The sequence below is a fragment of the Lachnoanaerobaculum sp. ICM7 genome (assembly GCF_000287675.1).
Lineage (GTDB): Bacteria > Bacillota > Clostridia > Lachnospirales > Lachnospiraceae > Lachnoanaerobaculum.
The window spans coordinates 83415-107069 of sequence record NZ_ALJL01000021.1; the positions used below are offsets into that span (position 1 = coordinate 83415).

The window sequence follows — 23655 nt, forward strand, 5'->3', positions numbered from 1 at the left end:
AACCATATATCAAGTAAAATCAAAGAGTCGCCATAAGCGACTCTATAGCTTACAATTTATTATTGATAAACTTCTCTAAAAGTGTATATCCTTCCTCTATAAATATTCCGGATTCTTTTGCATTCTTTTCTGTATAGTTTATTGCAACATTCGCCTCATTATTTGATCTGTATATCTTAAAAGGAACAGGGTCTGAAGAATGAGTCTTGGTCTCAATAGGTGTTGGATGATCCGGCATTATAAGCATTGCAAAATCTTCATTTGCTTCTCTAAGTGCCTCACAAAGAGGTCCTACAACTTTCTCATCAATTCTTTCCACCGCTAATATCTTACCTTCAGTATCTCCATGATGTCCGCACTCATCCGGTCCTTCAAGATGAATATATAAGAAATCATTTCCGTCCTCAAGCAAGGTCTTTTTAGCAGCTGCAAGTTTCCCCTCATAATTGGTATCCACAGTACCTGTTGCACCTTCTACATCAATGCTCTCCATTCCTGCGCTGATACCGATACCCTTTATAAGATCCACAGCTGAGATAACAGCACCTTTAAGATCGTTTTTCTTTTCAAAGTTTTCTACATTAGGTTTTGTACCCTCTCCCCAAAGCCATATGGAGTTTGCAGGATTCTTACCCTCCGCCTTTCTCTTTAAGTTCACAGGATGATCCTTTAAAATACTGTAGCTTCTTTCCATAAGAGATAAAATCTTATCATTTTTCGGCAAGTATTCACCTATTACTCTGTCGGATATATCATGTGGAGGTGTAAGATCAAGTCCGGTCTTTCCGTTGTCCCATATCAAACAATGTCTGTATGATATTCCGGGATAAAACTTGAATTCATCATCTCCAAGCTCTCTTTCCACCGCTTCAATAAGCTCTCTTGCCTCCTCACTGGATATCTCACCTGCAGAATAGTCAAACATCGTTCTTTTTTTCGGGTCCTCATCATCTGATAGAGTAACAAGATTACATCTTATTGCAACATCTGTTTCTTTCATGTTTATGCCGATGCTTACAGCTTCAAGCGGTGATCTACCCGTATAGCACTTAAGAGGATCATATCCCATTACTGCAAGGTTTGCCACATCACTTCCCGGCTTTAGCTCCTTCGGCACTGTTCTTGCCATACCGAGCACACCCTTAAGCCCGTCAATATGTGGCTTTTTAGCTACATCAAGTATTGTCTTATTGCCAAGTTCAGGAATATCTTTATCCGCCATTCCGTCTCCAAGTATAACTATGTATTTCATATTATCCACCTTTTTGTTTATTTGCTTAATGCACCTATAAAGTTCTTCATTCTTTCATTAGTTGATGCAAAGACTTCCTCAGGAGTTCCCGACTCAACTATCACTCCGTCAGACATAAATATTACCTTGTCGGATATTTCTTTAGCAAACGCCATCTCATGTGTAACAATGACCATGGCAATTTTTAAATCGGACAAAGATTTTATTACTCTGAGAACTTCTCCCGTAAGCTCCGGATCGAGTGCGGATGTCGGCTCATCGAAGAAAAGTATCTTCGGATTTAGCGCCAATGCTCTGGCAATAGCGACTCTTTGAGACTGACCGCCTGAAAGCTGATAAGGATATGCTTCGGCTCTGTCCTCAAGCCCCATCTTCTTTAGCAGAGAAAAGGCTTCTTCTTTCACTTCTTCCTTATCCCTTTTTTGTACTCTTATCGGTGCATCACAGATATTTTGCAATACATTCATATGTGGGAAGAGATTGAAGTTTTGGAATACAAGGCCGAAGCATTCAGAAATTTCTTTCAATTTACTCTGGCTCTCATAAACCGCCTTACCGCCTACACTTTTACAAACCGAGTTTCCGTTATAGCTAAGTTCTCCGTCATCCATTTCTTCCAATAATGTAGCACAGCGCAAAAGTGTGGATTTGCCTGAACCTGACGGACCTATAATACTCAAAATTTCACCTTCTTTTACTTCCAGTGATATATCCTTTAAAATTTCCACACCGCCAAAGGATTTCTTTACTGATTTCATACTTAATAATGACATAATCACCTACTTGTAATATTCTAATTTCTTCTCTATTGCTTCCATTACAAACGCTACTATTAAATTAAATATATAATAGAACAATGCGGCGCACACAAAGGGTAACATACTTGTTGTACTGCTTGCGAGTGCCTTTGCCATTGTAAACATCTCGGCCACGCTTATTGTAAAGGCCAAAGATGTATCCTTTACCAAAGTTATTACCTCATTTGTTATAGACGGTAAAATTCTCTTTATTACCTGTGGCAGTATTATAACAAAGAAAGTCTGAGATTTACTATATCCCAATATCTTTGCGGCTTCGTACTGTCCGCTTGGCATGGACTGAATTCCGCTCCTGTATATCTCTGCAAAATATGCCGCATAATTTACCACAAAACCTATTATGGTAGCAACTATTCTGTAATTTCCCGATGTGGACACTCCGAAAATATAATATGGTCCGAAGTATACAACCATCAGCTGTAACATAAGCGGTGTACCGCGCATTATTGAAATATATATCTTGCACAGATATGAAATAAACTTTATTTTACTCAATCTGCCGAAGGCAACCAACAATCCCAGCGGAAGTGAAAGTAACAGTGTGACAAAAAATATCTGTATACTGACCAACATTCCGGGTACAAGCTTTAATGCAATATCAAGAATATTCATAAAATCTCCAATCAGTGTAAATATCTTACTATTATATCCTTTATTTTACAATCCTACCATAAGTTATTTCTTAAAGCTTTGCAGAATTGCAAAATAAAAGTCTTATATCTATAAGAAAAAGAAAACGCCGGCATATATCTGTCGGCGTCTTAATTTTACTCTAAAGTTGTAACATCCTTACCAAACCATTTTTCTGAAATAGTTTTCATTGTTCCGTCCGCTTTCATATCTTCAAGTGCTTTTTGTACTTCATTTTTTAAAGTTTCATTTCCAAGCTTAAATCCGACACCGTATTCCTCACTTGAAAGAGGTGTATCAAGTACTGTAAATCCGTTTCCGCCTCTCTTTGTAATCTGATAGTTTGCTACTACACTGTCCATTGCAATGGCATCCACACCACCCATCTCAAGATCCATAAAACCTGTATTATAATCCGCTACAGTCTGTAATTTACCGAAAGTATTTGCAAGTTCGGTGTTTTCCTTCAATGCCGCCTCTGCTGATGAATCTGTCTGAACCTCTACAGTCTTTCCTGCAAGATCCTCTATTGAATCAATACTTGAATCTGATTTTACAACAAATACCTGATCGTTTTTCATATATGGCTTTGACCATGTGTACTTATCTTCTCTACCCTGAATACTGAAGCCGTTCCAGATACAGTCAATATTTCCCGATGTAAGCTCCATATCCTTTGCATCCCATGATATAGGCTGATATTTGATCTCCTTGCCCATTCTCTTTGCAACCTCTGCGGCAAGCTCAAGGTCAAATCCTGTGAACTCTCCGTCGTCTCCTACAAAGCCCATAGGTGGAAAGTCCTGATCAAATCCAACTGTAAAAGTAGTCTTATTTTCTGATGCCGCTGTGGTGGTCTCATCCGCCTTGCTCTCCACTGCGCTTGTATCGGCTGATGCTGAAGTGCTCTCTGCAGTCTTTGCTGATGAACAACCTGCTAACATAATTGTTGCTAAGATTCCAAGTAAATAAATTTTTTTCATAAATACACCTCATAACTTTCTTTGACTTTCTTTTTCTCTTTATAGTTCATTATGGTAGCATACTAAAGTATATCTGTCAACACTTTATTTTACTACCATGATAAAGTGTAATTATCAATACATTATCTCTCTACTATAGTATAGAAATATTTTATACTTATATAAAAAGAGCCGCTATACCAATCAAATTCTATAATATATATTGATCATCTGCTCAACTCATATTATAGACTTTTGTATAACAGCTCTTGTAAAAATTTATTTATCGTAAGAATTGTCTTTTAAATGTACTTCCAACTGATTGTAAGGAATCTCTATTCCGTTTTTATCAAATTTAACCTTAATTTCTTCTATAAGGCCCCATTTGACGGTCCAATAATCATCAGTCTTACACCAGGCTCTTCCACCAAGGATTACGGCAGATGATGCCAAATCGCTAACATATGTTAAAATCTCTTTATTTTTTAATATCAGCCCGTTTTCATCAATGGCGTCTTTTATAAGCTTCTTTGCCTTTCTGATATCGGAATCATATGACACACCTACTTGAATATCTATTCTCCTGGTATCATTTGCAGTAACATTTGTTATAACATCGTTTGCAAGCGCACCGTTGGGTATGGATATTCTCTTATTATCGGCCGTCAAAAGTATTGTATATATTACTCCTATTGTATCTACAATACCCTCGGCCTTCGGTGTAATTATATAATCACCTCTGACAAAAGGCCTGCTGACAAGTATTATCATTCCACCTGCAAAGTTGCTTAAGCTTCCCTGCCATGCAAGTCCTATCGCAACACCTGCAGAACCAAGTATCGCTACCACACTGCCCTGATTTACTCCCAGTCTCCCGGCCAGTCCAAGTACTACCATGGCGTACAGTAATACTTTCAGCGTAGACAGAAGAAACTTTCTTACAGTCAAATCAACATTTATCTTTTTCAGAAACTTTTCAAGCATTCGTGATAAAAATTTTATCACCTGACCGGCAATAATAAATGTAATTATCACTATTACAATATTATAGGCTATTGCCAATAATACCGGAGAAAGCTCTTTTAAAGTCTGCATCATAACACTTGGTTTAAGCTTTTCTATATCCTGTGCTACAGACTCGGCAACTTCACTTTCAGAAATACTCGGTAAACTTGAACTTATTTCACCGGTCATATAAATTCCGGTAAAGCTTTTTAATATATTATAAAAATCCACTATTTCGCCCACTTAAATACTATTGTAGCCATTGGAGGAACCTTTATCTTAAGTGAATTTTCTCTGCCGTCCACTTTTTTCTTAACAGATTTCTTCGCTCTCTTATTTCCGACTCCGCTTCCGCCATACTTCTTATCATCTGAATTGAAGATCTCGGTATATGTTCCCTTATATGGAACACCGATTTCTCTTTCATAAACAACCGGTGTGAAATTGCATACCACAACCAATGTGTCTTCCTCATTCTCGGTCTTTCTAAGGAATACAACCGTACTCTCATCCTTTGATGTACAGTTTATCCACTCGAATCCGTCAGGATTATAATCAAGCTTATACAGTGCAGGATAATCCAGATACAGTTTATTCAAAGCCTTTGAATACTTTTGCATCTTACTGTGAATATCGTAATCTAGCAGATTCCACTCAAGTGATACATTTTCATTCCACTCATTCATCTGACCGAATTCCTGTCCCATAAAAAGAAGCTTCTTTCCCGGATGAGTCATCATATATCCGTATGCCGCTCTTAAGTTTGCAAACTTTTCTTCCTGAGTTGCTCCCGGCATCTTTCCTGCAAGAGTAGCCTTACCGTGAACCACCTCATCATGACTTAAAACAAGAATAAAGTTCTCACTGTAGTGATAGAAAAGTGAGAATGTCAAAGCATTATAATCTCCGCTTCTAAAATATGGGTCAAGCTTCATAAACTCAAGGAAGTCATTCATCCAACCCATATTCCACTTATAGTCAAATCCAAGTCCGCCTTCATTTAAATCACCGCTTACTTTAGGCCATGCTGTAGACTCCTCGGCTATCAAAAGGCTTGAAGGATTTTTCTTTTTGTAAATTGAATTCAGATGCTTTAAGAACTCTATAGCATCCAGATTTTCATTGCCGCCATATATATTTGCAACCCACTCTCCCGAGTTCTTACCGTAGTCAAGATAGAGCATCGAAGCTACCGCATCCATTCTTATACCGTCAACATGGTATTTATCAGCCCAGAAAAGTGCATTTGAGATAAGGAAGTTGCTTACCTGAGGTCTTGCATAATTATATATCAATGTACCCCAATGCGGATGTGCTCCCTGTCTGGGATCTGCATGCTCATACAAATGACTACCGTCAAAACATGCAAGGCCGTGCAAATCTCTTGGGAAATGAGCAGGTACCCAATCAAGTATTACTCCGATTCCCTTCTTATGTAAATAGTTTATAAAGTACATGAAATCATCCGGTGTACCGTATCTGCTTGTAGGACTGTAATATCCTGTCACCTGATAGCCCCAACTTGCATCAAGCGGATGCTCCATTACAGGCATAATCTCCACATGAGTATAATTCATCTTCTTTACGTAAACAGAAAGTTTATGTGCTATCTCACGATAATTATAGAATACAGAGCCGTTTACTTCCTCACCGTTCTCATCATACTGCATTTCTTTTCTTATCCATGAACCAAGGTGTAATTCATAGATATTCATTGCTGCAGATTCATTCATCTTTGTAGATTGGATATTTTCTCTGTCTTTCATCCAAGCCTCATCACTCCATTCAAAGCCTGAAATATCCGCAACTATACTTGCAGTATTCGGTCTAAGCTCTGAATAAAATGCATAAGGATCAGACTTTAACATAGGCTCTCCCTTTTTTGTCTTTATTTCAAATTTATAAAGACTGCCTACACTTACTCCCGGTATAAATATTTCAAAAACCCCGAAATCACCGAGTCTCTCCATCTGATGTCTTCTGCCGTCCCAAAGGTTAAAGTCACCTACAACAGATACTCTCATAGCTTCAGGTGCCCACACCGAGAAGTTTACACCCTCCACTCCTGAGATTGTCATAGGCTTTGCACCCATTTTTTCATAGATTTCATAGTTGATTCCTGCATCAAATTTTGATAAATCTTCCTCGGAGTATATACTGTCAAAGGAATACGGATCTGATATGGTCTGTTCTGCTTCATTATCATATTTAACTATAAATTTATATTTAAACTCCTGCTTTCTTCCCACAAAGCATGCAAAAAATCCGGCTTCATCCATGCATTGCATTGCAACAGGATTTTTGTTCCCGTCAATCAACAACGCCATCTCTTTTGCACTTGGTATAAAAGCCTGAACCAAAAAACCGCCATCCACTCTATGTGAACCGAGAATCTTTTTTGGTCTGTCACATTCTGAATAAGTGATCTCCTCTATCGCTGCCCAATCCATCAAATCATATAAATTCTTATCCATAGCCTAACCCTTCCTTCTAACATTATGAGTAACAGTTCAGATAATATACTGCCTACTTATCCGCTCCATAACATTTATATAGATTATACTATTCTTTTGCAAAACATGAAAGTAAATGTTATAAACTACACTGTTTAAATATGACTATTATTACTTATTATTTTTATACATCATTATACTTTTTTACTTCTATTATTATACCATAAAACAAAACACAAGATGTTTAAAGTATTCCAAAATATGTTTATTATTATTTTCATAATTATTTTATCATTTGGTTGTATTATAAATTCAATTATCGTAAAATAGTATGAGTTCAAATAAAGAAAAAATTGTGAGAGAAAATTAGATTGGAGAAGATGATGAATAACAATTCAGATTTTGACGTTGTAAAAGAAATTTTCAGTTGGATTTCTATAATAGTGGTAGCTGCTGTGATAGCGCTTGTTTTAAACCTTTTTATTATAGCAAATTCGAGAGTTCCGTCTGCGTCTATGGAAAATACTATAATGACAGGGGACAGAGTTGTCGGATTCAGACTCACTTATCTTTTCCAGGAACCGAAGCGTGGGGATATCATAATATTTAAATTCCCTGATGATGAGAGTCTATACTATGTAAAGAGAATTATCGGTGAGCCGGGAGATATTGTAGATATCAAGGACGGCAAAGTGTATTTGAACAATTCCGAAACTCCGCTTGAAGAAGATTATATAAAGGAGCCTATGATACCCGAGGCCGATATGCATTTTGAAGTACCTGACGGAGCTTACTTTTGTTTAGGTGATAACCGAAACAATTCTGCAGACTCCAGAAGATGGGTACACCCATATGTATATAAAGAGAAAATAATTGCAAAGGTAATCTTCCGCTACTTCCCGGGATTTAAGATGTTGAAGTAATATGAATTGAATTTAAAAAACAGGCATATCAATGATATATGCCTGTTTTTTGATATTAAATTTAGTTTTTAAAACTATGTATAGGTGCAGGTATTCTGCCGCCTCTGTTTACAAATTTCTCACATGAGAAGCTGTTTACAGGCATTATAGGCGCATAGCCTAAAAGTCCTCCAAACTCTACCACTTCTCCCTCTCCTTTACCGATAACAGGTATAAGTCTTACTGCGGTAGTCTTTTGATTTATCATACCGATAGCGGCCTCATCCGCAATAATACCTGCTATTGTCTCTTCCGAAGTATCTCCGGGTATAGCAATCATATCAAGACCTACAGAGCATACGCAGGTCATTGCTTCAAGCTTTTCCAGAGTCAAAGCTCCGGCATTCACCGCATCTATCATACCCTGATCCTCCGATACAGGAATAAATGCGCCTGAAAGTCCTCCTACATATGAAGATGCCATAACACCTCCCTTTTTCACCTGATCGTTTAAAAGTGCAAGTGCCGCTGTAGTTCCCGGTGCACCTACTCTTTCAAGTCCGATTTCTTCAAGTATTTCAGCTACGGAATCTCCTACGGAAGGTGTCGGTGCCAATGAAAGATCTATTATTCCGAAAGGAATACCAAGTCTTTTTGACGCTTCTCTTGCCACAAGCTGTCCGACTCTTGTAATCTTAAATGCTGTCTTTTTTATAGTCTCACAAAGCACCTCAAAGTTTTCGCCTTCGGCTCTCTTTAAAGCCGCACGCACAACTCCCGGTCCGCTGACACCTACATTTATAATGGCATCCGCCTCTGTAACACCATGGAATGCACCTGCCATAAAAGGATTGTCATCAGGAGCATTGCAAAATACTACAAGCTTTGCACAACCGATAGAATCTCTGTCCGCTGTCATAATTGCGGTATCTTTTACTATTTTACCCATAAGCCTTACCGCATCCATATTAAGTCCGGTCTTTGTGGAGCCTAAGTTTACGGAACTGCAAATAAAGTCCGTCTCATTCATTGCCTGTGGTATTGACTCAATAAGAAGTCTGTCCGCCTCAGTTATTCCCTTTGAAACTATGGCTGAATATCCGCCTAAAAAGTTTACACCGAGGTCCTTTGCAGCCTTATCAAGTGTCTTTGCTATCTGTACAAAGTCTTCTTTTGTCTTGCAGGCGCTTCCACCCACCAAGGCGATAGGTGTGACCGATATTCTCTTGTTTACAATAGGTACACCGAAGTCCTTTGATATTTCGTCACCTACTCTTACAAGGTCCTTTGCGGTATTTGTTATCTTATCATATATATTTTTACAAAGCTTATTTAGGTCCGTGTCTATACAGTCAAGTAAGCTTATTCCAATAGTAATAGTTCTGACATCCAACAGATCCTTGTCAATCATGTCGTTAGTCTCTATTACTTCAAACATATTCAGCATATTTCCTCCTAGAGTCTGTGCATGGATTCAAAAATTTCTTCTTTCTGAGCTTTTATCTTTACTCCGATTTCTTCCCCGAGGGCATCCAAATCCTCAACAACTTTTGTGAATTTTTCAGTGGCATTTTCCATATCTGTAATCATCATCATATTGAAATATCCGCTTACTATTGTCTGTGATATGTCTAATATATTTATTTTATTGTCTGCAAGATATGTACATACTCTTGCTATAATACCTACTGTATCCTTGCCTACCACAGTTATTATAACCTTGTTCATAAAATTCTCCATTCCTAACACTACACATAGCAAATTTCAGATAAAGCATCTCTTTTTGCCACTTCTATATCAAAATCCTTAGGATTGTAAGGTCTCTCATCCGCAAAAATTTCATATCTTACACTTTCAAGAGCCAGCTCCGGAAGATTGTTCTTATCTGAAAGATGTCCCAAAAAGATTTTCTTGATATTTTCATTTAAGATCTCGCATATAAGCTTTCCCGAATTTTCATTTGAAAGATGTCCTCTTTCACTTAATATCCTTCTCTTAAGCTCATAGGGATAGGGACCTGTTTCAAGCATTCTGATATCATGATTTGCTTCAATAAGTAATGCATCCAGATTTGAAAGATTATCCACAATATCCTTTGTATATCTTCCAAGGTCCGTAGCTACCGCAATTTTTTTATTTCCGCACTCCACCCTGTATCCGAATGGCTCATTTGCATCATGGTCTATATCAAATGCCAAAACTTCCAAATCTCCAAGACTTGTATATTTTTTTGATTGTATTATATGAAAATAATCTTTAATTTTAGCGTATTTATCTCTGTCTTTTAAATATCTGAGCGTACCTTCCGAAGCGTAAACCGGAATTTCATTTTTTCTTACGAAGACTTCAAGACCTGATATATGGTCGCTATGTTCATGTGTCAAAAATATTCCTGAAATATCTTTTCCGCAAAGCCCCAATTCATTCAGTCTAGTCTCTATTTTTTTATTTGAAATACCGGCATCCACCAGAATATGTGTGTTCTCACTGCCTATATAAGTGGAATTTCCGTCACTTCCGCTTGCCAAGCTAACCAGTCTCAAAGTATCACCTCAAAGCCTCTCTAATGTTTTTCTCCAAATCAGACCTGGATCCGTTATTTTGTATAATTTTATCCGCAATAGACTCAAACTCCGACTCTTTCGGCTGCTTTGCGATTATCTGCTCAATTCTCTCTTTTTCAAGCCCTCGTGATAATACAAGTCTGTCTATCCTGATTTCAATATCTGTATGCAGATACCAAATCTCATCATAGATGTCTTTATTATCAGGCATAAGTGCCTGCTCCACCACATTCAATCTGTTCTCTAAAAGTCGGTTTTTGATTTCTTCATATACCAAAGGATGTATTATACTGTTTACCAGCTTTAATTTTTCTTTATCATAGTAAAGTATATCACCTAATTTTTTTCTATCAATGTTTTTTTTATCATCCAGTATAATATCCCCAAAAACAGACCTAAGGGCAGTGTAACCTGCCCTGTCTTTTTCATATAAAAAATGTGCCACCTTATCGGCTTCTATGATATTTGCAAAATGCTCTTCTCTAAGTATATTTAAGGCTTCACTTTTTCCGGAGCCTATACCTCCCAAAAGCAAAATATTCATTATTTTGCCTCCAGCCAGGTTTTTCCTATATGAGCATCCACTTCAAGCGGAACTTTAAGGCTTACCGCCTCTTTCATAGCCTTTTCTACAAGTTCTGAAACTTTTGCCGCCTCATCTTCTTTTACTTCCACCAAAAGCTCATCGTGGATTTGTAATACAATTCTTGCATCAAACCCGCTCTTTTCCAGTGCCTCATCCACTTTCAGCATGGATATTTTCATAATATCCGCAGCACTTCCCTGTATAGGCGAATTCATTGCAACTCTGTCACCGAATGATCTGGTCATAAAGTTTGAACTCTTTATCTCAGGTATCGGTCTGATTCTGCCAAACATTGTCTTTACATAGCCTTTTTCTTTGGCATCCGCCACCTGTTTGTCCAAAAACTTCTTTACACCGCCATATATCTTAAAATAATTGTTTATATAATCCAGTGCTTCTTTTCTGGATATACTTAAATCTTCCGAAAGTCCGAATGCGGAAATACCGTAAACCACTCCGAAGTTTACAGCCTTTGCATTTCTTCTAAGCTCCGGTGTCACCTCTTCAAGCGGCACATGGAAAACCTGTGATGCCGTAGCAGCGTGAATATCCGCTGCCGAGTGATAGCTTTCTATAAGTTTTTCATCACCTGAAAGTGAAGCCAAAACTCTAAGCTCTATTTGTGAGTAGTCGGCGTCCACAAATACATAGCCTTCCTTCGGTACAAATATATCTCTTATCTTACTTCCCATCTCGGTTCTTACCGGAATATTTTGCAGGTTCGGATCTGTCGATGAAATACGTCCTGTAGCGGTAATTGTCTGATTGAAGGTACCATGTATTCTGCCGTCTTCTCTTATATATCCCGCAAGTCCTGTAGCATAGGTCGAATTAAGCTTTGTAAGCTGACGGTATTCAAGTATATCTCTTATTATTTCATGCTCAGGCGCAAGCTTTTCAAGTACATCCGCCGCAGTGGAGTAACCTGTCTTTGTCTTTTTTCCGCCTGAAAGCTTGAGCTTTTCAAAAAGTATCTCTCCCAGCTGTTTTGGAGAATTTATATTAAAGCTTTCTCCGGCTTTTGTTATTATGCTTTCTTCAAGCTTTGCTATTTTTTCAAGCAATGTATCTGCATATTTTTTCAGCCTTTCTTCATCCACTCTTACTCCGGTGTTTTCCATCTTCGCAAGTGAATATATCAGAGGCATTTCCACATTTTCATAAAGCTCTGTAAGTTCCAAACTTTCAAGCTTTGCTAAAATATTTTCTCCGGAATGAAGTGCCACATAGCTTTCTGTTGCAAAATAATTTATTGCCTTTTCATCGTTAAATCTCAAGACTTCATTGAGCTTGGCCTTGCCTATCATCTCACTCTTTGAAGAGCAGGCACTTCCCATATAATCTCTTGCAATATCCTCTACAAAATAGCTGTCTTTTAAAGGATTGATAAGATATGCCGCCACTGAAATATCATAGAAGTTCTTTGCAGCCTTCATATCTTTTACAAGCTTTATAAGAGGCTTTAATGAAAGTACATACTTTCTTGCATCCAAACGGATAATCTCCTCAAGTATGTCCGCAATATTTTCTATATCCTTTATGATATAGGATTTATTTTCCAAGGTAATTGATATGGCATAAAGCGAATTTACATGATAGCTCTTTATAGCTGTCTCTTCCAGGCATACGGAAATACCGAATTCTTTTGAATCTTTCAGCTCATTGTAAAGGCTCTCCCATGCATCATGTTTGTCAATTACAGTTGTATCAAGTTCTATACCGGCTTCTATCTCTACATTTTCATATCTTTTAAGGAAGGATTTAAACTCAAGTTTATTTATCCATTCAAGACTCTCCTTGGTATAGAGATTTCCAACTTCCATATCCGAAATATCGGTTTCTATTGGAGCGTCGGTCACTATAGTAACAAGCATCTTTGAAAATTTTGCATCCTCTATATGCTCACTAAGTGCTTTTGAAGCTCTTGGCGGCTTTAATTCATCCACATGCTCAATTGCATTTTCTATGGAATGATATTCCTGTATGATTTTTGTAGCCGTTTTTTCTCCTATGGAAGGGACTCCGGGCACATTATCGGAGGTATCTCCCATAAGAGCCTTTACATCTATAAATTCCTTCGGTGTAACTCCATATTCATTCATTACATCCTCAGGAAGGTAATCATGAATTGTTGTAACACCCTTTGAAGTCTTTGGAATCCTTATCTTTATATGTTTATCGGACAGCTGCAAAAGATCTCTGTCACCTGATATTACACTTACAAAAACTTCATCGCTTTGATATCTCTTTGCGATGGTTCCTATAATATCATCAGCCTCATACCCTTCCTTGGTAAGTATAGGTATATTCATGGATGAAAGCACATCCTTTATAAGCGGAACCTGCTCTCTGAGTTCATCAGGCATTGACTTTCTTGTGCCTTTATATTCCGCATATGCCTTATGTCTAAATGTCGGGGCAGACAAGTCAAAAGCGACTGCTATATAATCAGCCGCCTCCTCGTCCAAAATCTTGAACATGATATTTAAAAAACCGTAAACCGCATTTGTATGTAATCCTTGTGAGTTTGAAAGCTCAGGAACTCCGTAAAATGCTCTGTTTAAAATACTATGTCCGTCTATCAGAACTAATTTCTTCATATATCTCCTACTAAAAGAACCAAATTCGTAATTGCATCATGGCAATAATAAACACTCCGAAAAACATCAGTGTATTTATGGAATACTTAAGCACCCTACCTATGAATAATATAAAAATCTTCTGGTAGGCCTCTCTTATATGGCTGTTTAGAGCTGCAGTCAGATTGTAATCGATATCTTCGCCATCCGACTTATCCAGGCCCACATCAACAATATAATAGATTTCCAGCTCATCCATACATGCTTTGCAACCCCTTACATGTTGCAAAAAATCTCTTGTTTCTTCCATTGAAAGCTCATCATGTATAAAGGGTATGATGAGCTTTCTGGCTTCTCTGCAAGTCATTTTATGACATTTCCTTAACCCTTTGTGAAACGTTCTCTTTGAAGTTTATAACATCATGATCGTATTCGGTATCCATAAGTGATGATGTTATTATAAAGTCCGCACTGGATTTGTTTATAGCCATAGGTACATCATATACCTGAACTATACGAAGCAGTGCCTTCACATCAGGGTCATGAGGTGCCGCAGTAAGCGGATCGGTAAAGAATATAACAAAGTCAATCTTTCCCTCCACTATTCTTGCACCTATCTGCTGGTCTCCACCAAGGGGACCTGAATTGTATCCCTTTACTGTAAGACCTGTTTTTTCGGTTATAAGTCTGGCTGTAGTACCTGTTCCGTATAATTTATGCTTAGCCAAAACATCCTTATGTTCTTCACACCAGTTTATAATATCAGGCTTTTTGCCGTCATGTGCAATCAATGCAATATTTTTCTCTTTTGGTATCGTAAGTGTTACTTTATCTATATTATTCATAATATCTCCATTCTTTAGAACGGTTTTCCACACTCAGGACAGAATTTCGGCGGATTGCTCGGATCGTTTGGAGTATATCCGCAAGCTGAGCAATGAATTGAAGCCGCCACAGGCTTCGGCTCTCCGCATTCGGAGCAAAACTTTCCGGTATTGTTTCCATGTCCGTGACTGCAGGTCCATGTGGTTGCCGCCTGCTGAGTACTGCCCTGCTGAGATACTCCGTTTTGCTGCATGGTATTTGCCTGCCCGGCCTGATTCATCTGCTGCCTGGCCTTATCATCTGCAGCCATCTGATAGAGCTGATTTGCATTTATTCCACCCATCTGGGCTGCCATATTCATGCCTGCAAATCCCATCATTGCACCGCCTGAATTTTTTGCCGCATCTCTCATAGCATCAGCCTGAGCCAAAGTAAGATTTGCGGCTGCCATAGATGCATTCTGTAAAACAGCTGCTCTTTGCATCTGCTTTATATCTTTTTCATCTTCCGGTGGAATGGATATTCCACTTATTGCAAATGAAACGATTTCAATTCCCAGTCTGTCTCCCCATTTGCTTGACATTATACTGTTAAGTTCATCTGCAAGTTCCATAGCATGGTTTGGAATATCACTGTATCTTGATCCTATTCCTGAAAGTCTTCCAAATGCCGGCTGAAGTGAATTCAAAAGATCCGCATTCATCTGGTCTAACATAGGTCCTTCAAGTCTATAATCACCGTCTACATTTCCTGATACATTTTGATAAAAAAGCAGAGGGTCTACAACTTTAAAAGAGTAACTGCCATGACATCTGATTTTTGTCTCATAATCAAATCCGATATTTGAATCAACTATTCTATATGGTATCGGTGTTGAAGTCCCGAATTTAAATCCCGGTATCTCTTTTGTATTGATGTAATAGACTCTGCTGTCTCCTGTAGCACCACCGCCAAATACAAGTCTGTTCTTAAACTGTTCCCAGGTTCTTTTAACTGTCTCTTTCAGATTACCTGCAAAAATCGTAGGCTCTTCAGTGTTACTGTAAACATATTTTCCGGTTTCCGCACAGACATCCTTTACTCTTCCGTTTTCAACGACTATCATACACTGTCCGTCTGCCACTGCAATAATAGAACCGTCAGTAATAACATTATTCGTGGATTTATTATTTGAACCTCTTTGGTCCACTCTTTTTTTACCTTTTGTTACAATTATATCCCCTTCCAGCGAATCTTCATAGAAATAGTCTCTCCATGAATCTGCCAGTACGCCTCCTGCGGCACCGCTTATAGCTGAAATAAGTCCCATAGATTCTAACCTCCTGTTACGCTTAGTCTTTGAAGCAATAATAATGTAATTATATCAATTTTTTACAATCAATACCAGTAAATCAATTCTTAAATATTTATAATCAAATAAAATTCACATACAACAGTAAAAAGAGGGTGTACAAATCTAAAAATTAGTATAAAATATAAGAAAAAGAAAAAGGAGATTCACATGAAAGTAATCGATACAAAAAATGCACCGGGTGCAATAGGACCATATTCACAGGGATTTATCACAAACGGACTTGTTTTCACATCAGGACAGATTCCTGTAAATCCTGCTAACGGTGAGGTTCCTGAGGGAATCACAGCACAGACAGAGCAGAGCTGCAAGAATGTAGCCGCTATCTTGGAGGCTGCAGGTTCAGGAATGGACAAAGTTGTAAAGACAACATGTTTCCTTGCAGATATTGCTGATTTCGCTGCATTCAATGAAGTATATGCAAAGTATTTCACATCAAAGCCTGCAAGAAGCTGCTTCGCTGTAAGAGATCTTCCAAAGGGAGTTCTTTGCGAAATCGAGTGCATCGCTGAGGCATAAAATAAAATATTTTAATTATAAATCGGCTCTTTCTTGTGAAGAGTCGATTTTTTTATAAATTTTATCTCCTTTTTTGCGAATAATTCTCACTAAATATTGTCTTTTATACAGCTTATATTGTATAATAAAGCTAGGTTTCTGTGAGCTTTGTATTTGAACTTTTATTCACAGATATATAATCGATTTTATAGGAGGTTTACCTGATGGCAAACTCAACCAACAATACTGCATGGCAGCAGATTCAAAACGGAGTTTATGATACCCAAAAGCTTTTGGCGGCTCAAGAGTATAACTTGTCAATGATTAAGGCAAAACAGACTTTGGAAATCATAATAAAGCAACTCAGCGGTCGTGATGATGACGATGAGCAGAGTATTACCGATATTATAGATTCTTTGTATACAAGTAATGTTATTTCATATGACTCATTTGAACATTATCATAAAATTCGTTCTATAGGAAATAAAGCGATACTTGAAAATAATAACGAGGAGTTTAATGCAACTTTTGCTTGTCAATTGCTCTCGGAGGAAGTACAGACATTTATAAATGAGTACTCTCCAAGAAAAACCCGTGTATCACCCGTGGTTACACCTATTAGAAATGACAGTTCTCAAAAAAGAGCAAGCAGTACAGGTACTGAGGGTTCTCAAAGAAGAAGAGTTGTAAAAAAATCTTCAAAGAACAAGAAAAAGCCTACAGTTAACACTGCAGACTTGACCAAGGTAATCATAGGATTTGTAATACTTATTGTTTTGATTCTTTTATTTAGATCACTTGTTCCTTCAAAGAAGAAAACCAATACAACAAATACTACAACTACTACAGCCGTTTCATCAGACAGTACCGATACTTCAGAAACAAGTGCGGAGACTGCACCTGAGACTGCTGCAAGTGTTAAGTATGTTACAACAGCAAGGTTACATGTTCGTTCTTCACCAAGCCTTGACGGAGACATACTTGCAACTTTAAATGTAGGTGTAAGTGTAGATTATGCAGGAGAACATGATTCAACATGGTCTATTATCAATTATAACGGCGGACAGGCTTATGTAGCTACAGCTTATATTAAGCCGGCACAATAAAACATTTATACTTAAATATAATATTTTAAAATGAGGGTGCGACTTAAAGCTAAGTTACACCCTCACTCTTTATTAAAAATAAAAGTCTCCGCTTTTTCCTCCGGTTTTCTCTAAAAGATGAATATCGCTTATACGCATTCTCTTATCAATAGCTTTACACATATCATATACGGTAAGCAGTGCAATATTTACCCCCATCAATGCTTCCATCTCCACACCTGTTTTACCGGTAGTCTTTGATTTTGAAAATACTATTATATCATTTCCTTCAATTTCAAAGGTTATCTTTGAACTTGTAAGATTTATATTATGACACATGGGAATAAGCTCTGAAGTTCTTTTTTGTCCCATAATGCCTGCAACCTGAGCCACCGTAAGTACATCACCTTTTTTTATCTTTTTACCCATCACCGCCTGCATGGCTTCATCACAAAGAGTAATTCTTCCTGTTGCAATCGCAACTCTGTTTGTAATATCTTTATCTGAAACATCTACCATTACCGCATTTTTGTTATCATCAAAATGTGTAAATTCCATATCTTCTCCATTCTATTTCAATAATAATATATTTTCTTCATATATCTGTAGGAATTTGGGCAATCCCCTGCTGTCAATCTTTTCTTTTATATCCTTTTGTACGAGCCAGGTAATGTCTGAACTTCCGTTTGTATACAGATAATAATTATCCTCAAATGGCAGCTTTGCCCTACTCTTTAATTTAAACTCTATCAGATTATTACCGGTCTCTTCCCATACAGGCACGAACTCATGAGCTCTGATGCCTATGGCATTTATATCCTTTGGCAGCTCTTTTAAAAACTTAAACTTTATTCCCCAATCTATAGCCTCTATAGTATTATCTGAAATATACCTTATATCGGAAATATTTTTACAACCTGTAAGTATTGCCGTTATTTTTGTCTCAGGGTATTTAAATATTTTCTTTGTATTTCCAAGATTTGAAATTTTACCGGAATCAATTACCATCATACTGTCACAAAGTCTGTATACCTCATCTCTTGAGTGAGAAACAAATATTGCACTGCCTTCAAAGTCTTCCAAAATCTGTGCTATTTCTTCCTGTATATGATCTCTAAGATAAATATCAAGTGCAGAAAATGCCTCATCAAACAGTAATGCTTTCGGCTTTCTGATAAGTATCCTTGCCATTGCAACTCTTGCCGCCTGACCTCCGCTTATCTTATTCGGTTTCGAATCCTTTATCTTTGTGAGTTCAAACTTCTCAAGATACTTATCTGCATCAGCTCTCTCAGACTTACTGAGACCTATAACTATATTTTCATATACTGTAAGATTTGGGAAGAGTGCGTAGTTTTGAAAGCAATATCCTATATGTCTGTCCTTAGGTTTTATATCTATTTTTTTCTCAGAATCAAAAAGCAGTCGATCATCAAGTTTTATATAGCCTATATCAGGTTTTTCAATACCGGCAAGCATTTTTAAAATCATACTTTTTCCGGCTCCTGAACCACCAAGTATTCCTATTCTGTTTCTGTTCAGCTTACATTCTATATCCAAAGTAAAATTATTAAGTTTCTTTTTTATATTTAATTCAAGCATACTACCTCTGTATATACTCCATCAAAAGCATTATTAAAAATGCGATAAACAGTACAATACCTACCCATATTCCGGCTTCAAGATAACTCTGATTTTGTACAAGATAAGCTATCTGCTGTGATATTGTGGAGGTTTTTCCCGATATATTACCGGCAAGCATGGATGTAGCACCATACTCCCCTATCGCTCTTGCAAAGCTTAAAATCGCACCCGAAAAAAGTGACGGTGATGTTATAGGACATACCACTTTAAAGAAGATCTGAAACTCCGACAGCCCCAAAGTTCTGCCTGCATATATAAGATTCTTATCCAGCTGTAAAAAAGCCGACTTGGCATTTTTATACATTAGCGGAAAAGCTATAATGAATGCCGCCAGTACACAACCTATAAAGCTTTGTACTATTTTTATATGAAAATTACTGTATAAAAAGATGCCTACCGGTCTTCTTCGGCTAAATATAAGAAGCAGGAAAAATCCCACTACTGTAGGCGGAAGTACCATGGGCAATGTAAGTATGCTGTCAAATATCGCCATTATCCTTTTGTTCATGTAAAGACTGACATAGGCAAGTCCCACACCCAGAAAAAAACATATTATTGTAGAAAGAAGCCCTATTTTTAGAGTTATAAAAAAAGGGCTCCAGTCTAAATGTGCTAAAACATTATTCATATAAATATTTTTCAAATACTTTCTTTACATCATCTGACTTTAAGTAATCATAGAACTTGTCGGCTTCGGCACTTATCTTCTCATCAGCTTCGTCATTGTTTACTCTTGCTATAGGATATGTAATTTTTCCGGTGAGGCTCTCATCTATCTTTTCAATGATCTGAACATCATCTTTTCCATAAGTATCTGTAACATATACAAATCCTACTTCACCAAATCCCTCTACAACAGATAAAAGTGTTTTTGTAACATTAGAGTTTTCAATCACTTCAAGTCCAAGCTTTTCCTGAAGCTCGGCACCTGTGCTTTCCTTGCTGATACCAAGGTCAGGATAAGCCTTTGAAAGCGCCTCTCTTGCATATGCACCTGCAGGAACGCCGGTTTCACCGATTGATATTGACTTGGCATCCTTTATATTGGCAATGCCTGTAACCTTGGTCTCTGAGTTCTTAGGAGCAACTATACAAAGCTTATTGTGAAGCAGATCAACATCTGTACCTTCTTTGATAAATCCGCCTTCTTTTAACTTCTCCATCTGCTTCTTTCCGGCACTGAAGAAAATATCACATGCAAACCCTTCTTCAATCTGAGTCTGAAGTTTACCTGATGAATCTGTATTTAAAGCAATCTTTACATCAGGATTAGCCTTATTGTACTCTGTAATGATTTCTTCCATTGCAGATTTTAATGATGCTGCCGCAAATACATTGATTGCTGATGCATCTGCTGTGTTCTCGGCTTTTGTTGTTTCTTCACTTGCCTTAGTCTCTTCTGCTTTTGACTCTGCTGTTGTTGTGGTTTCAGGCGCTGTGGTTTCTGCGGCCTTTTGTCCGCCACAACCTACTAATGTCAATGCTGCAACTACACTAAACACCTTACAAATATTCTTTAATCTCATAACTGTCTCCCTTTTATCTTTAATTTGTCTCTCTACCGCTTAATATTCCAAGTCCATGCTTTAGCGGTGTCATTATATATTCAATATTCTCTTTACAAGCCTTCGGACTGCCCGGTAAATTTATTATCAGAGTATTTCCTCTTATACCTGCAGTTTGGCGACTTAACATAGCCTTCGGTGTGATTGTAAGAGAATAGGCTCTAAGCGCCTCTCCTATACCGGGTACTTCTCTTTCCACAACCTGCTTTGTTGCTTCCGGAGTAACATCTCTTTTTGAAAATCCTGTACCACCTGTAGTAAATACTAAATCCACCTGTCTTTGATCACTGAAATACAACAGTTTTTTTGCTATTTGGCCTTTCTCATCCGGAACTATAATATAATCAACTACCTCCATTCCGGCAGCTTCCACCAATTCCTTTATCACAGGACCTGATTTATCCTCATATTCCCCCTTTGAAGCTCTGTCAGAAACGGTAATTATACCCACTCTGTACGGACCTTCTTCTTTTTCAATAACTTTTATACTCTCTCCCTTTTGTACAACTCCCCCCTTTAATACTTCCGCAAATATGCCTTCTCTTGGCATAATGCAGTCCCCCATTTTTTTATATATATTGCAGTGACTGTGACATTCCTTGCCTATCTGTGTAACTTTTAGCTTTGCCTCTCCTATTTCAAGTACAGTTCCCACAGGCAGACTTCTAAGGTCTACGCCACCCACAATTATATTCTCACCAAATGCTCCGAAATCTACTTCGGCGCCTTTTTTTCTGAAAGCATCTATTTTTTCAAATGCCAATAAACTGACCTGTCTATGCCATTTTCCCGCATGTGCATCTCCCTCGATGCCCCAATCTTCTTTTAATACAATTTTTTCTACTTCTTTTTTCTCAGTGCCTTTTTTCTCACTGATACATACTGCTAAAACTTCTATATTATTTTCCATTACCCACCTATTTCTACCATATCTTTCATTTCACTGATCTTTGACAAGTCTTCAAAAGCATGAGCTTCGGGCTTTCCTGCTATACATTCTCTGATTTTTTCTTTTAATATATTATGCTTTTTTTCGAATCCGATTTCAGTATTTTTTAAAATATCCTTTACATCAATATTTGATTCATAACAAAGACATGGTTTTAGTTTTCCTGTAGATGTAAATCTTATTCTGTTACAATTGTCGCAAAATTTTCCGTGCATTGCGCTGATAAAGCCTATAGCTCCGGTAAATCCTTCAAGTTTTATGTATTTTGCAGGACCGTTACCATACTTTTTATTATCCTCGGCAACATTGTATCTTTCTTTTATTCTTTCAAGGATCTCTACATTGCTCATCCCGATTGATTCCTTGCCATGCCCTATAGGCATCATCTCTATAAATCTGATATTTAATTTATCATTCTTTGCAAGCTCTATAATATCAAAGAGCTCATCATCATTTACACCCTTTTGTATTACTGTATTTATCTTTGTACTTATTCCTGCATTTATAGCTTCTTTTATACCTGACATTACATCATTTAATGCATCAACACCGGCAATTTTTTTAAATTTCTCTTTCTTAAGAGTGTCCAGACTTATATTTACACTTGAAAGTCCCGCTTTCTTTAAATCCTTAGCGAGCTTTTCAAGGTAAAACCCGTTTGTTGTCATTGTAATGTCTTTTATATTATCCAAGGTATGAAGCTTTTTTATAAAATCAACTATACCGTCTCTTATAAGAGGCTCACCACCTGTGATCTTATACTTTGTAATACCGCATTCGCTTGCCGCAAATGCCACTTCATATATTTCATCCAGGCTTAGAGTCTCTTCCACTTTTTTTGTTTCAGGCATACAGTATGTGCATCTGAAATTGCATCTGTTGGTAACGGAGATTCTCATATAGTCAATTTTTCTATTGTAACAATCTCTCATATTTAATCTTAAACAAGTTCAAGAAGTACTTCTATTCTTCCGCCGCAAACCATACCTTCAATGCTCGCTTCATCATCTGTAAGATCAACATTTAATAAATATGGTTGCATATCATCTTCTTTCTTAAGTATATCTTCTACCTTGACCATAATGTCATGTTCGGCCTTTCCTCCGCCGATAGTTCCGACAAAGCTGCCGTCTTTTAAAAACAATGCCTTAGCTCCGACACCTCTTGGCGCTGAACCTTTTTTTCCTACTATAGTAGCCATGACCATTCTTTCGGCACTGCTCTCTATCTTCTCAAGCATTCCGTCTATATAGCCGACATTTTTATTTTTTGCATTTTTTACAGATATTATCTCGGCAAAAATTGAAATAGCTATTTCTACAGGAGTCTCTGAATTTATATCAAGTCCTATCGGACTATAGATTTCATCAATCTTCTTTTCATCATAACCCTCACTTCTGATGGCATCAAGTACAAAGCCGACTCTTCTCTTTGCACCCATAAGTCCTACATAGGCATATGGTTTCTTAAGGATTTCTCTGATACATTCTTTATCCCACTGATGTCCTCTTGTAACTACTACAAAATATGTATCATAGTCGGATTCAAATTTTGAAAGTGCCGATGAAAAATCCTCACAACAAACTCTGTCTGCACCTGCATTCTTTGCTTTGGCTGCAAATTCTTCTCTATCCTCTACAACTACCATCTCAAAGCCAAGCATCTGACCTATCTTAATCATAGCAATACTTGTATGACCGGCACCGCAAATTACAATCTTGCTTGTATTACATATATGCTCTACATATACTCTGTTACCGGCTATCTCTACCATACCGGATTTATTTATTTCCTTTATCTGTTCAAGATTTTCCTTGAAAAAGCTTGTATCCTTACTTATCCATACAAGCTCTCCCTCTCTTATTACAGCCTTACTGCCATAATCTTTATCACCCAATGATGTAAATACAAATGTTCTTAATCCGTTTTTCTTTGACTCAGCTATAACTTTGTATAATTCCTTGTCCATATCCTCGCTCCTTTAAAA

The 23655-nt window shown here is 37.5% G+C and carries 24 protein-coding genes; 3 read left to right on the forward strand and 21 right to left on the reverse strand.

What is annotated here, in order from left to right; all coding sequences use genetic code 11:
* Positions 1–49: 49 nt before the first annotated feature.
* The 6 genes from HMPREF1140_RS05480 to glgB form a co-directional block, all read right to left on the reverse strand.
* Positions 50–1252, reverse strand: a complete 1203-nt coding sequence (locus tag HMPREF1140_RS05480; protein ID WP_009662936.1) for a cofactor-independent phosphoglycerate mutase — start codon at positions 1250–1252, stop codon at positions 50–52.
* A gap of 17 nt (positions 1253–1269) precedes the next feature.
* Positions 1270–2025 carry an amino acid ABC transporter ATP-binding protein gene (locus HMPREF1140_RS05485; RefSeq protein WP_009662918.1) on the reverse strand — a complete coding sequence of 252 codons (756 nt, stop codon included), beginning with the start codon at positions 2023–2025 and terminating at the stop codon, positions 1270–1272.
* Between the two features lie 6 nt (positions 2026–2031).
* Complete coding sequence (locus HMPREF1140_RS05490) at positions 2032–2682, reverse strand: amino acid ABC transporter permease (protein ID WP_009662943.1); 651 nt, start codon at positions 2680–2682, stop codon at positions 2032–2034.
* A gap of 155 nt (positions 2683–2837) precedes the next feature.
* Positions 2838–3683: an amino acid ABC transporter substrate-binding protein gene (locus tag HMPREF1140_RS05495; protein WP_009662837.1), complete on the reverse strand. Its 846-nt coding sequence runs from the start codon at positions 3681–3683 to the stop codon at positions 2838–2840.
* Between the two features lie 258 nt (positions 3684–3941).
* Entirely contained in the window at positions 3942–4856 is a 915-nt protein-coding gene (locus tag HMPREF1140_RS05500) for a mechanosensitive ion channel domain-containing protein (protein ID WP_051000442.1), read from the reverse strand.
* A gap of 41 nt (positions 4857–4897) precedes the next feature.
* The gene (gene glgB, locus HMPREF1140_RS05505) at positions 4898–7141 is read right to left on the reverse strand and encodes a 1,4-alpha-glucan branching protein GlgB (RefSeq protein WP_009662839.1); all 2244 of its coding nucleotides are present in this window, start codon (positions 7139–7141) and stop codon (positions 4898–4900) included.
* A gap of 362 nt (positions 7142–7503) precedes the next feature.
* Here glgB and lepB point away from each other — a divergent pair, with 362 nt between their 5' ends.
* Complete coding sequence (gene lepB / locus HMPREF1140_RS05510; RefSeq protein WP_009662907.1) at positions 7504–8043, forward strand: signal peptidase I; 540 nt, start codon at positions 7504–7506, stop codon at positions 8041–8043.
* Between the two features lie 61 nt (positions 8044–8104).
* On the opposite strand, the gene HMPREF1140_RS05515 is transcribed toward lepB, so the two are convergent.
* The 8 genes from HMPREF1140_RS05515 to HMPREF1140_RS05550 are packed head-to-tail and all read right to left on the reverse strand — an operon-like array spanning position 8105 to position 15885.
* Positions 8105–9469, reverse strand: a complete 1365-nt coding sequence (locus tag HMPREF1140_RS05515) for a PFL family protein (RefSeq protein WP_009662946.1) — start codon at positions 9467–9469, stop codon at positions 8105–8107.
* Positions 9470–9477: 8 nt separating this feature from the next.
* Positions 9478–9750 (reverse strand): ACT domain-containing protein, encoded by a 273-nt coding sequence (locus HMPREF1140_RS05520; RefSeq protein WP_009662872.1) that lies wholly within the window; start codon positions 9748–9750, stop codon positions 9478–9480.
* Between the two features lie 20 nt (positions 9751–9770).
* Positions 9771–10565, reverse strand: a complete 795-nt coding sequence (locus HMPREF1140_RS05525) for an MBL fold metallo-hydrolase (protein ID WP_009662904.1) — start codon at positions 10563–10565, stop codon at positions 9771–9773.
* A 4-nt stretch (positions 10566–10569) separates the two neighbouring features.
* Complete coding sequence (coaE, locus tag HMPREF1140_RS05530) at positions 10570–11130, reverse strand: dephospho-CoA kinase (protein ID WP_009662836.1); 561 nt, start codon at positions 11128–11130, stop codon at positions 10570–10572.
* Complete coding sequence (gene polA / locus HMPREF1140_RS05535) at positions 11130–13772, reverse strand: DNA polymerase I (protein WP_009662906.1); 2643 nt, start codon at positions 13770–13772, stop codon at positions 11130–11132. The genes coaE and polA overlap by 1 nt, the downstream gene beginning before the upstream one ends.
* A 10-nt stretch (positions 13773–13782) precedes the next feature.
* The gene (locus tag HMPREF1140_RS05540; protein ID WP_007596064.1) at positions 13783–14118 is read right to left on the reverse strand and encodes a zf-HC2 domain-containing protein; all 336 of its coding nucleotides are present in this window, start codon (positions 14116–14118) and stop codon (positions 13783–13785) included.
* 1 nt (position 14119) lies between these two features.
* Positions 14120–14596 carry a methylglyoxal synthase gene (locus HMPREF1140_RS05545; protein ID WP_007596063.1) on the reverse strand — a complete coding sequence of 159 codons (477 nt, stop codon included), beginning with the start codon at positions 14594–14596 and terminating at the stop codon, positions 14120–14122.
* Positions 14597–14610: 14 nt separating this feature from the next.
* Positions 14611–15885, reverse strand: a complete 1275-nt coding sequence (locus HMPREF1140_RS05550) for an SPFH domain-containing protein (RefSeq protein ID WP_009662858.1) — start codon at positions 15883–15885, stop codon at positions 14611–14613.
* A 192-nt stretch (positions 15886–16077) separates the two neighbouring features.
* On the opposite strand from HMPREF1140_RS05550, the gene HMPREF1140_RS05555 reads away from it, so the two are divergent.
* Together HMPREF1140_RS05555 and HMPREF1140_RS05560 are read left to right on the forward strand one after the other, a co-directional pair.
* The gene (locus tag HMPREF1140_RS05555; protein ID WP_007596054.1) at positions 16078–16446 is read left to right on the forward strand and encodes a RidA family protein; all 369 of its coding nucleotides are present in this window, start codon (positions 16078–16080) and stop codon (positions 16444–16446) included.
* A gap of 203 nt (positions 16447–16649) precedes the next feature.
* Positions 16650–17531 (forward strand): SH3 domain-containing protein, encoded by an 882-nt coding sequence (locus tag HMPREF1140_RS05560; protein ID WP_009662890.1) that lies wholly within the window; start codon positions 16650–16652, stop codon positions 17529–17531.
* A 72-nt stretch (positions 17532–17603) separates the two neighbouring features.
* Here HMPREF1140_RS05560 and moaC read toward each other — a convergent pair whose 3' ends face one another.
* From moaC to HMPREF1140_RS05595, 7 genes are read right to left on the reverse strand one after another with little or no spacing between them, the layout of a single operon-like run.
* A complete protein-coding gene (gene moaC / locus HMPREF1140_RS05565; protein ID WP_009662902.1) occupies positions 17604–18068 on the reverse strand; it encodes a cyclic pyranopterin monophosphate synthase MoaC in 465 nt (154 codons plus the stop codon).
* Positions 18069–18080: 12 nt separating this feature from the next.
* On the reverse strand, positions 18081–19112 hold the full coding sequence (locus HMPREF1140_RS05570; RefSeq protein WP_009662863.1) for a sulfate/molybdate ABC transporter ATP-binding protein: 1032 nt from the start codon (positions 19110–19112) through the stop codon (positions 18081–18083).
* Position 19113: 1 nt separating this feature from the next.
* A complete protein-coding gene (gene modB / locus HMPREF1140_RS05575) occupies positions 19114–19782 on the reverse strand; it encodes a molybdate ABC transporter permease subunit (RefSeq protein WP_009662933.1) in 669 nt (222 codons plus the stop codon).
* Complete coding sequence (modA, locus tag HMPREF1140_RS05580; protein ID WP_009662882.1) at positions 19775–20680, reverse strand: molybdate ABC transporter substrate-binding protein; 906 nt, start codon at positions 20678–20680, stop codon at positions 19775–19777. The genes modB and modA overlap by 8 nt, the downstream gene beginning before the upstream one ends.
* A gap of 19 nt (positions 20681–20699) precedes the next feature.
* A complete protein-coding gene (mog, locus tag HMPREF1140_RS05585) occupies positions 20700–21629 on the reverse strand; it encodes a molybdopterin adenylyltransferase (protein WP_009662908.1) in 930 nt (309 codons plus the stop codon).
* Entirely contained in the window at positions 21629–22600 is a 972-nt protein-coding gene (gene moaA / locus HMPREF1140_RS05590) for a GTP 3',8-cyclase MoaA (protein WP_035619969.1), read from the reverse strand. The genes mog and moaA overlap by 1 nt, the downstream gene beginning before the upstream one ends.
* Positions 22601–22608: 8 nt before the next feature.
* Positions 22609–23637, reverse strand: coding sequence for an XdhC family protein (locus HMPREF1140_RS05595; RefSeq protein ID WP_009662855.1), 1029 nt, complete (start codon positions 23635–23637; stop codon positions 22609–22611).
* Between the last annotated feature and the right edge of the window lie 18 nt (positions 23638–23655).

Coding starts and splice junctions, on each gene's coding strand:
- HMPREF1140_RS05480 (WP_009662936.1), bottom strand. CDS start 1,252: ATGAAATACATAGTTATACTTGGAGACGGAATGGCGGATAAAGATATT.
- HMPREF1140_RS05485 (WP_009662918.1), bottom strand. CDS start 2,025: ATGTCATTATTAAGTATGAAATCAGTAAAGAAATCCTTTGGCGGTGTG.
- HMPREF1140_RS05490 (WP_009662943.1), bottom strand. CDS start 2,682: ATGAATATTCTTGATATTGCATTAAAGCTTGTACCCGGAATGTTGGTC.
- HMPREF1140_RS05495 (WP_009662837.1), bottom strand. CDS start 3,683: ATGAAAAAAATTTATTTACTTGGAATCTTAGCAACAATTATGTTAGCA.
- HMPREF1140_RS05500 (WP_051000442.1), bottom strand. CDS start 4,856: ATGACCGGTGAAATAAGTTCAAGTTTACCGAGTATTTCTGAAAGTGAA.
- glgB (WP_009662839.1), bottom strand. CDS start 7,141: ATGGATAAGAATTTATATGATTTGATGGATTGGGCAGCGATAGAGGAG.
- lepB (WP_009662907.1), top strand. CDS start 7,504: ATGAATAACAATTCAGATTTTGACGTTGTAAAAGAAATTTTCAGTTGG.
- HMPREF1140_RS05515 (WP_009662946.1), bottom strand. CDS start 9,469: ATGCTGAATATGTTTGAAGTAATAGAGACTAACGACATGATTGACAAG.
- HMPREF1140_RS05520 (WP_009662872.1), bottom strand. CDS start 9,750: ATGAACAAGGTTATAATAACTGTGGTAGGCAAGGATACAGTAGGTATT.
- coaE (WP_009662836.1), bottom strand. CDS start 11,130: ATGAATATTTTGCTTTTGGGAGGTATAGGCTCCGGAAAAAGTGAAGCC.
- polA (WP_009662906.1), bottom strand. CDS start 13,772: ATGAAGAAATTAGTTCTGATAGACGGACATAGTATTTTAAACAGAGCA.
- HMPREF1140_RS05540 (WP_007596064.1), bottom strand. CDS start 14,118: ATGACTTGCAGAGAAGCCAGAAAGCTCATCATACCCTTTATACATGAT.
- HMPREF1140_RS05545 (WP_007596063.1), bottom strand. CDS start 14,596: ATGAATAATATAGATAAAGTAACACTTACGATACCAAAAGAGAAAAAT.
- HMPREF1140_RS05550 (WP_009662858.1), bottom strand. CDS start 15,885: ATGGGACTTATTTCAGCTATAAGCGGTGCCGCAGGAGGCGTACTGGCA.
- HMPREF1140_RS05555 (WP_007596054.1), top strand. CDS start 16,078: ATGAAAGTAATCGATACAAAAAATGCACCGGGTGCAATAGGACCATAT.
- HMPREF1140_RS05560 (WP_009662890.1), top strand. CDS start 16,650: ATGGCAAACTCAACCAACAATACTGCATGGCAGCAGATTCAAAACGGA.
- moaC (WP_009662902.1), bottom strand. CDS start 18,068: ATGGAATTTACACATTTTGATGATAACAAAAATGCGGTAATGGTAGAT.
- HMPREF1140_RS05570 (WP_009662863.1), bottom strand. CDS start 19,112: ATGCTTGAATTAAATATAAAAAAGAAACTTAATAATTTTACTTTGGAT.
- modB (WP_009662933.1), bottom strand. CDS start 19,782: ATGAATAATGTTTTAGCACATTTAGACTGGAGCCCTTTTTTTATAACT.
- modA (WP_009662882.1), bottom strand. CDS start 20,680: ATGAGATTAAAGAATATTTGTAAGGTGTTTAGTGTAGTTGCAGCATTG.
- mog (WP_009662908.1), bottom strand. CDS start 21,629: ATGGAAAATAATATAGAAGTTTTAGCAGTATGTATCAGTGAGAAAAAA.
- moaA (WP_035619969.1), bottom strand. CDS start 22,600: ATGAGAGATTGTTACAATAGAAAAATTGACTATATGAGAATCTCCGTT.
- HMPREF1140_RS05595 (WP_009662855.1), bottom strand. CDS start 23,637: ATGGACAAGGAATTATACAAAGTTATAGCTGAGTCAAAGAAAAACGGA.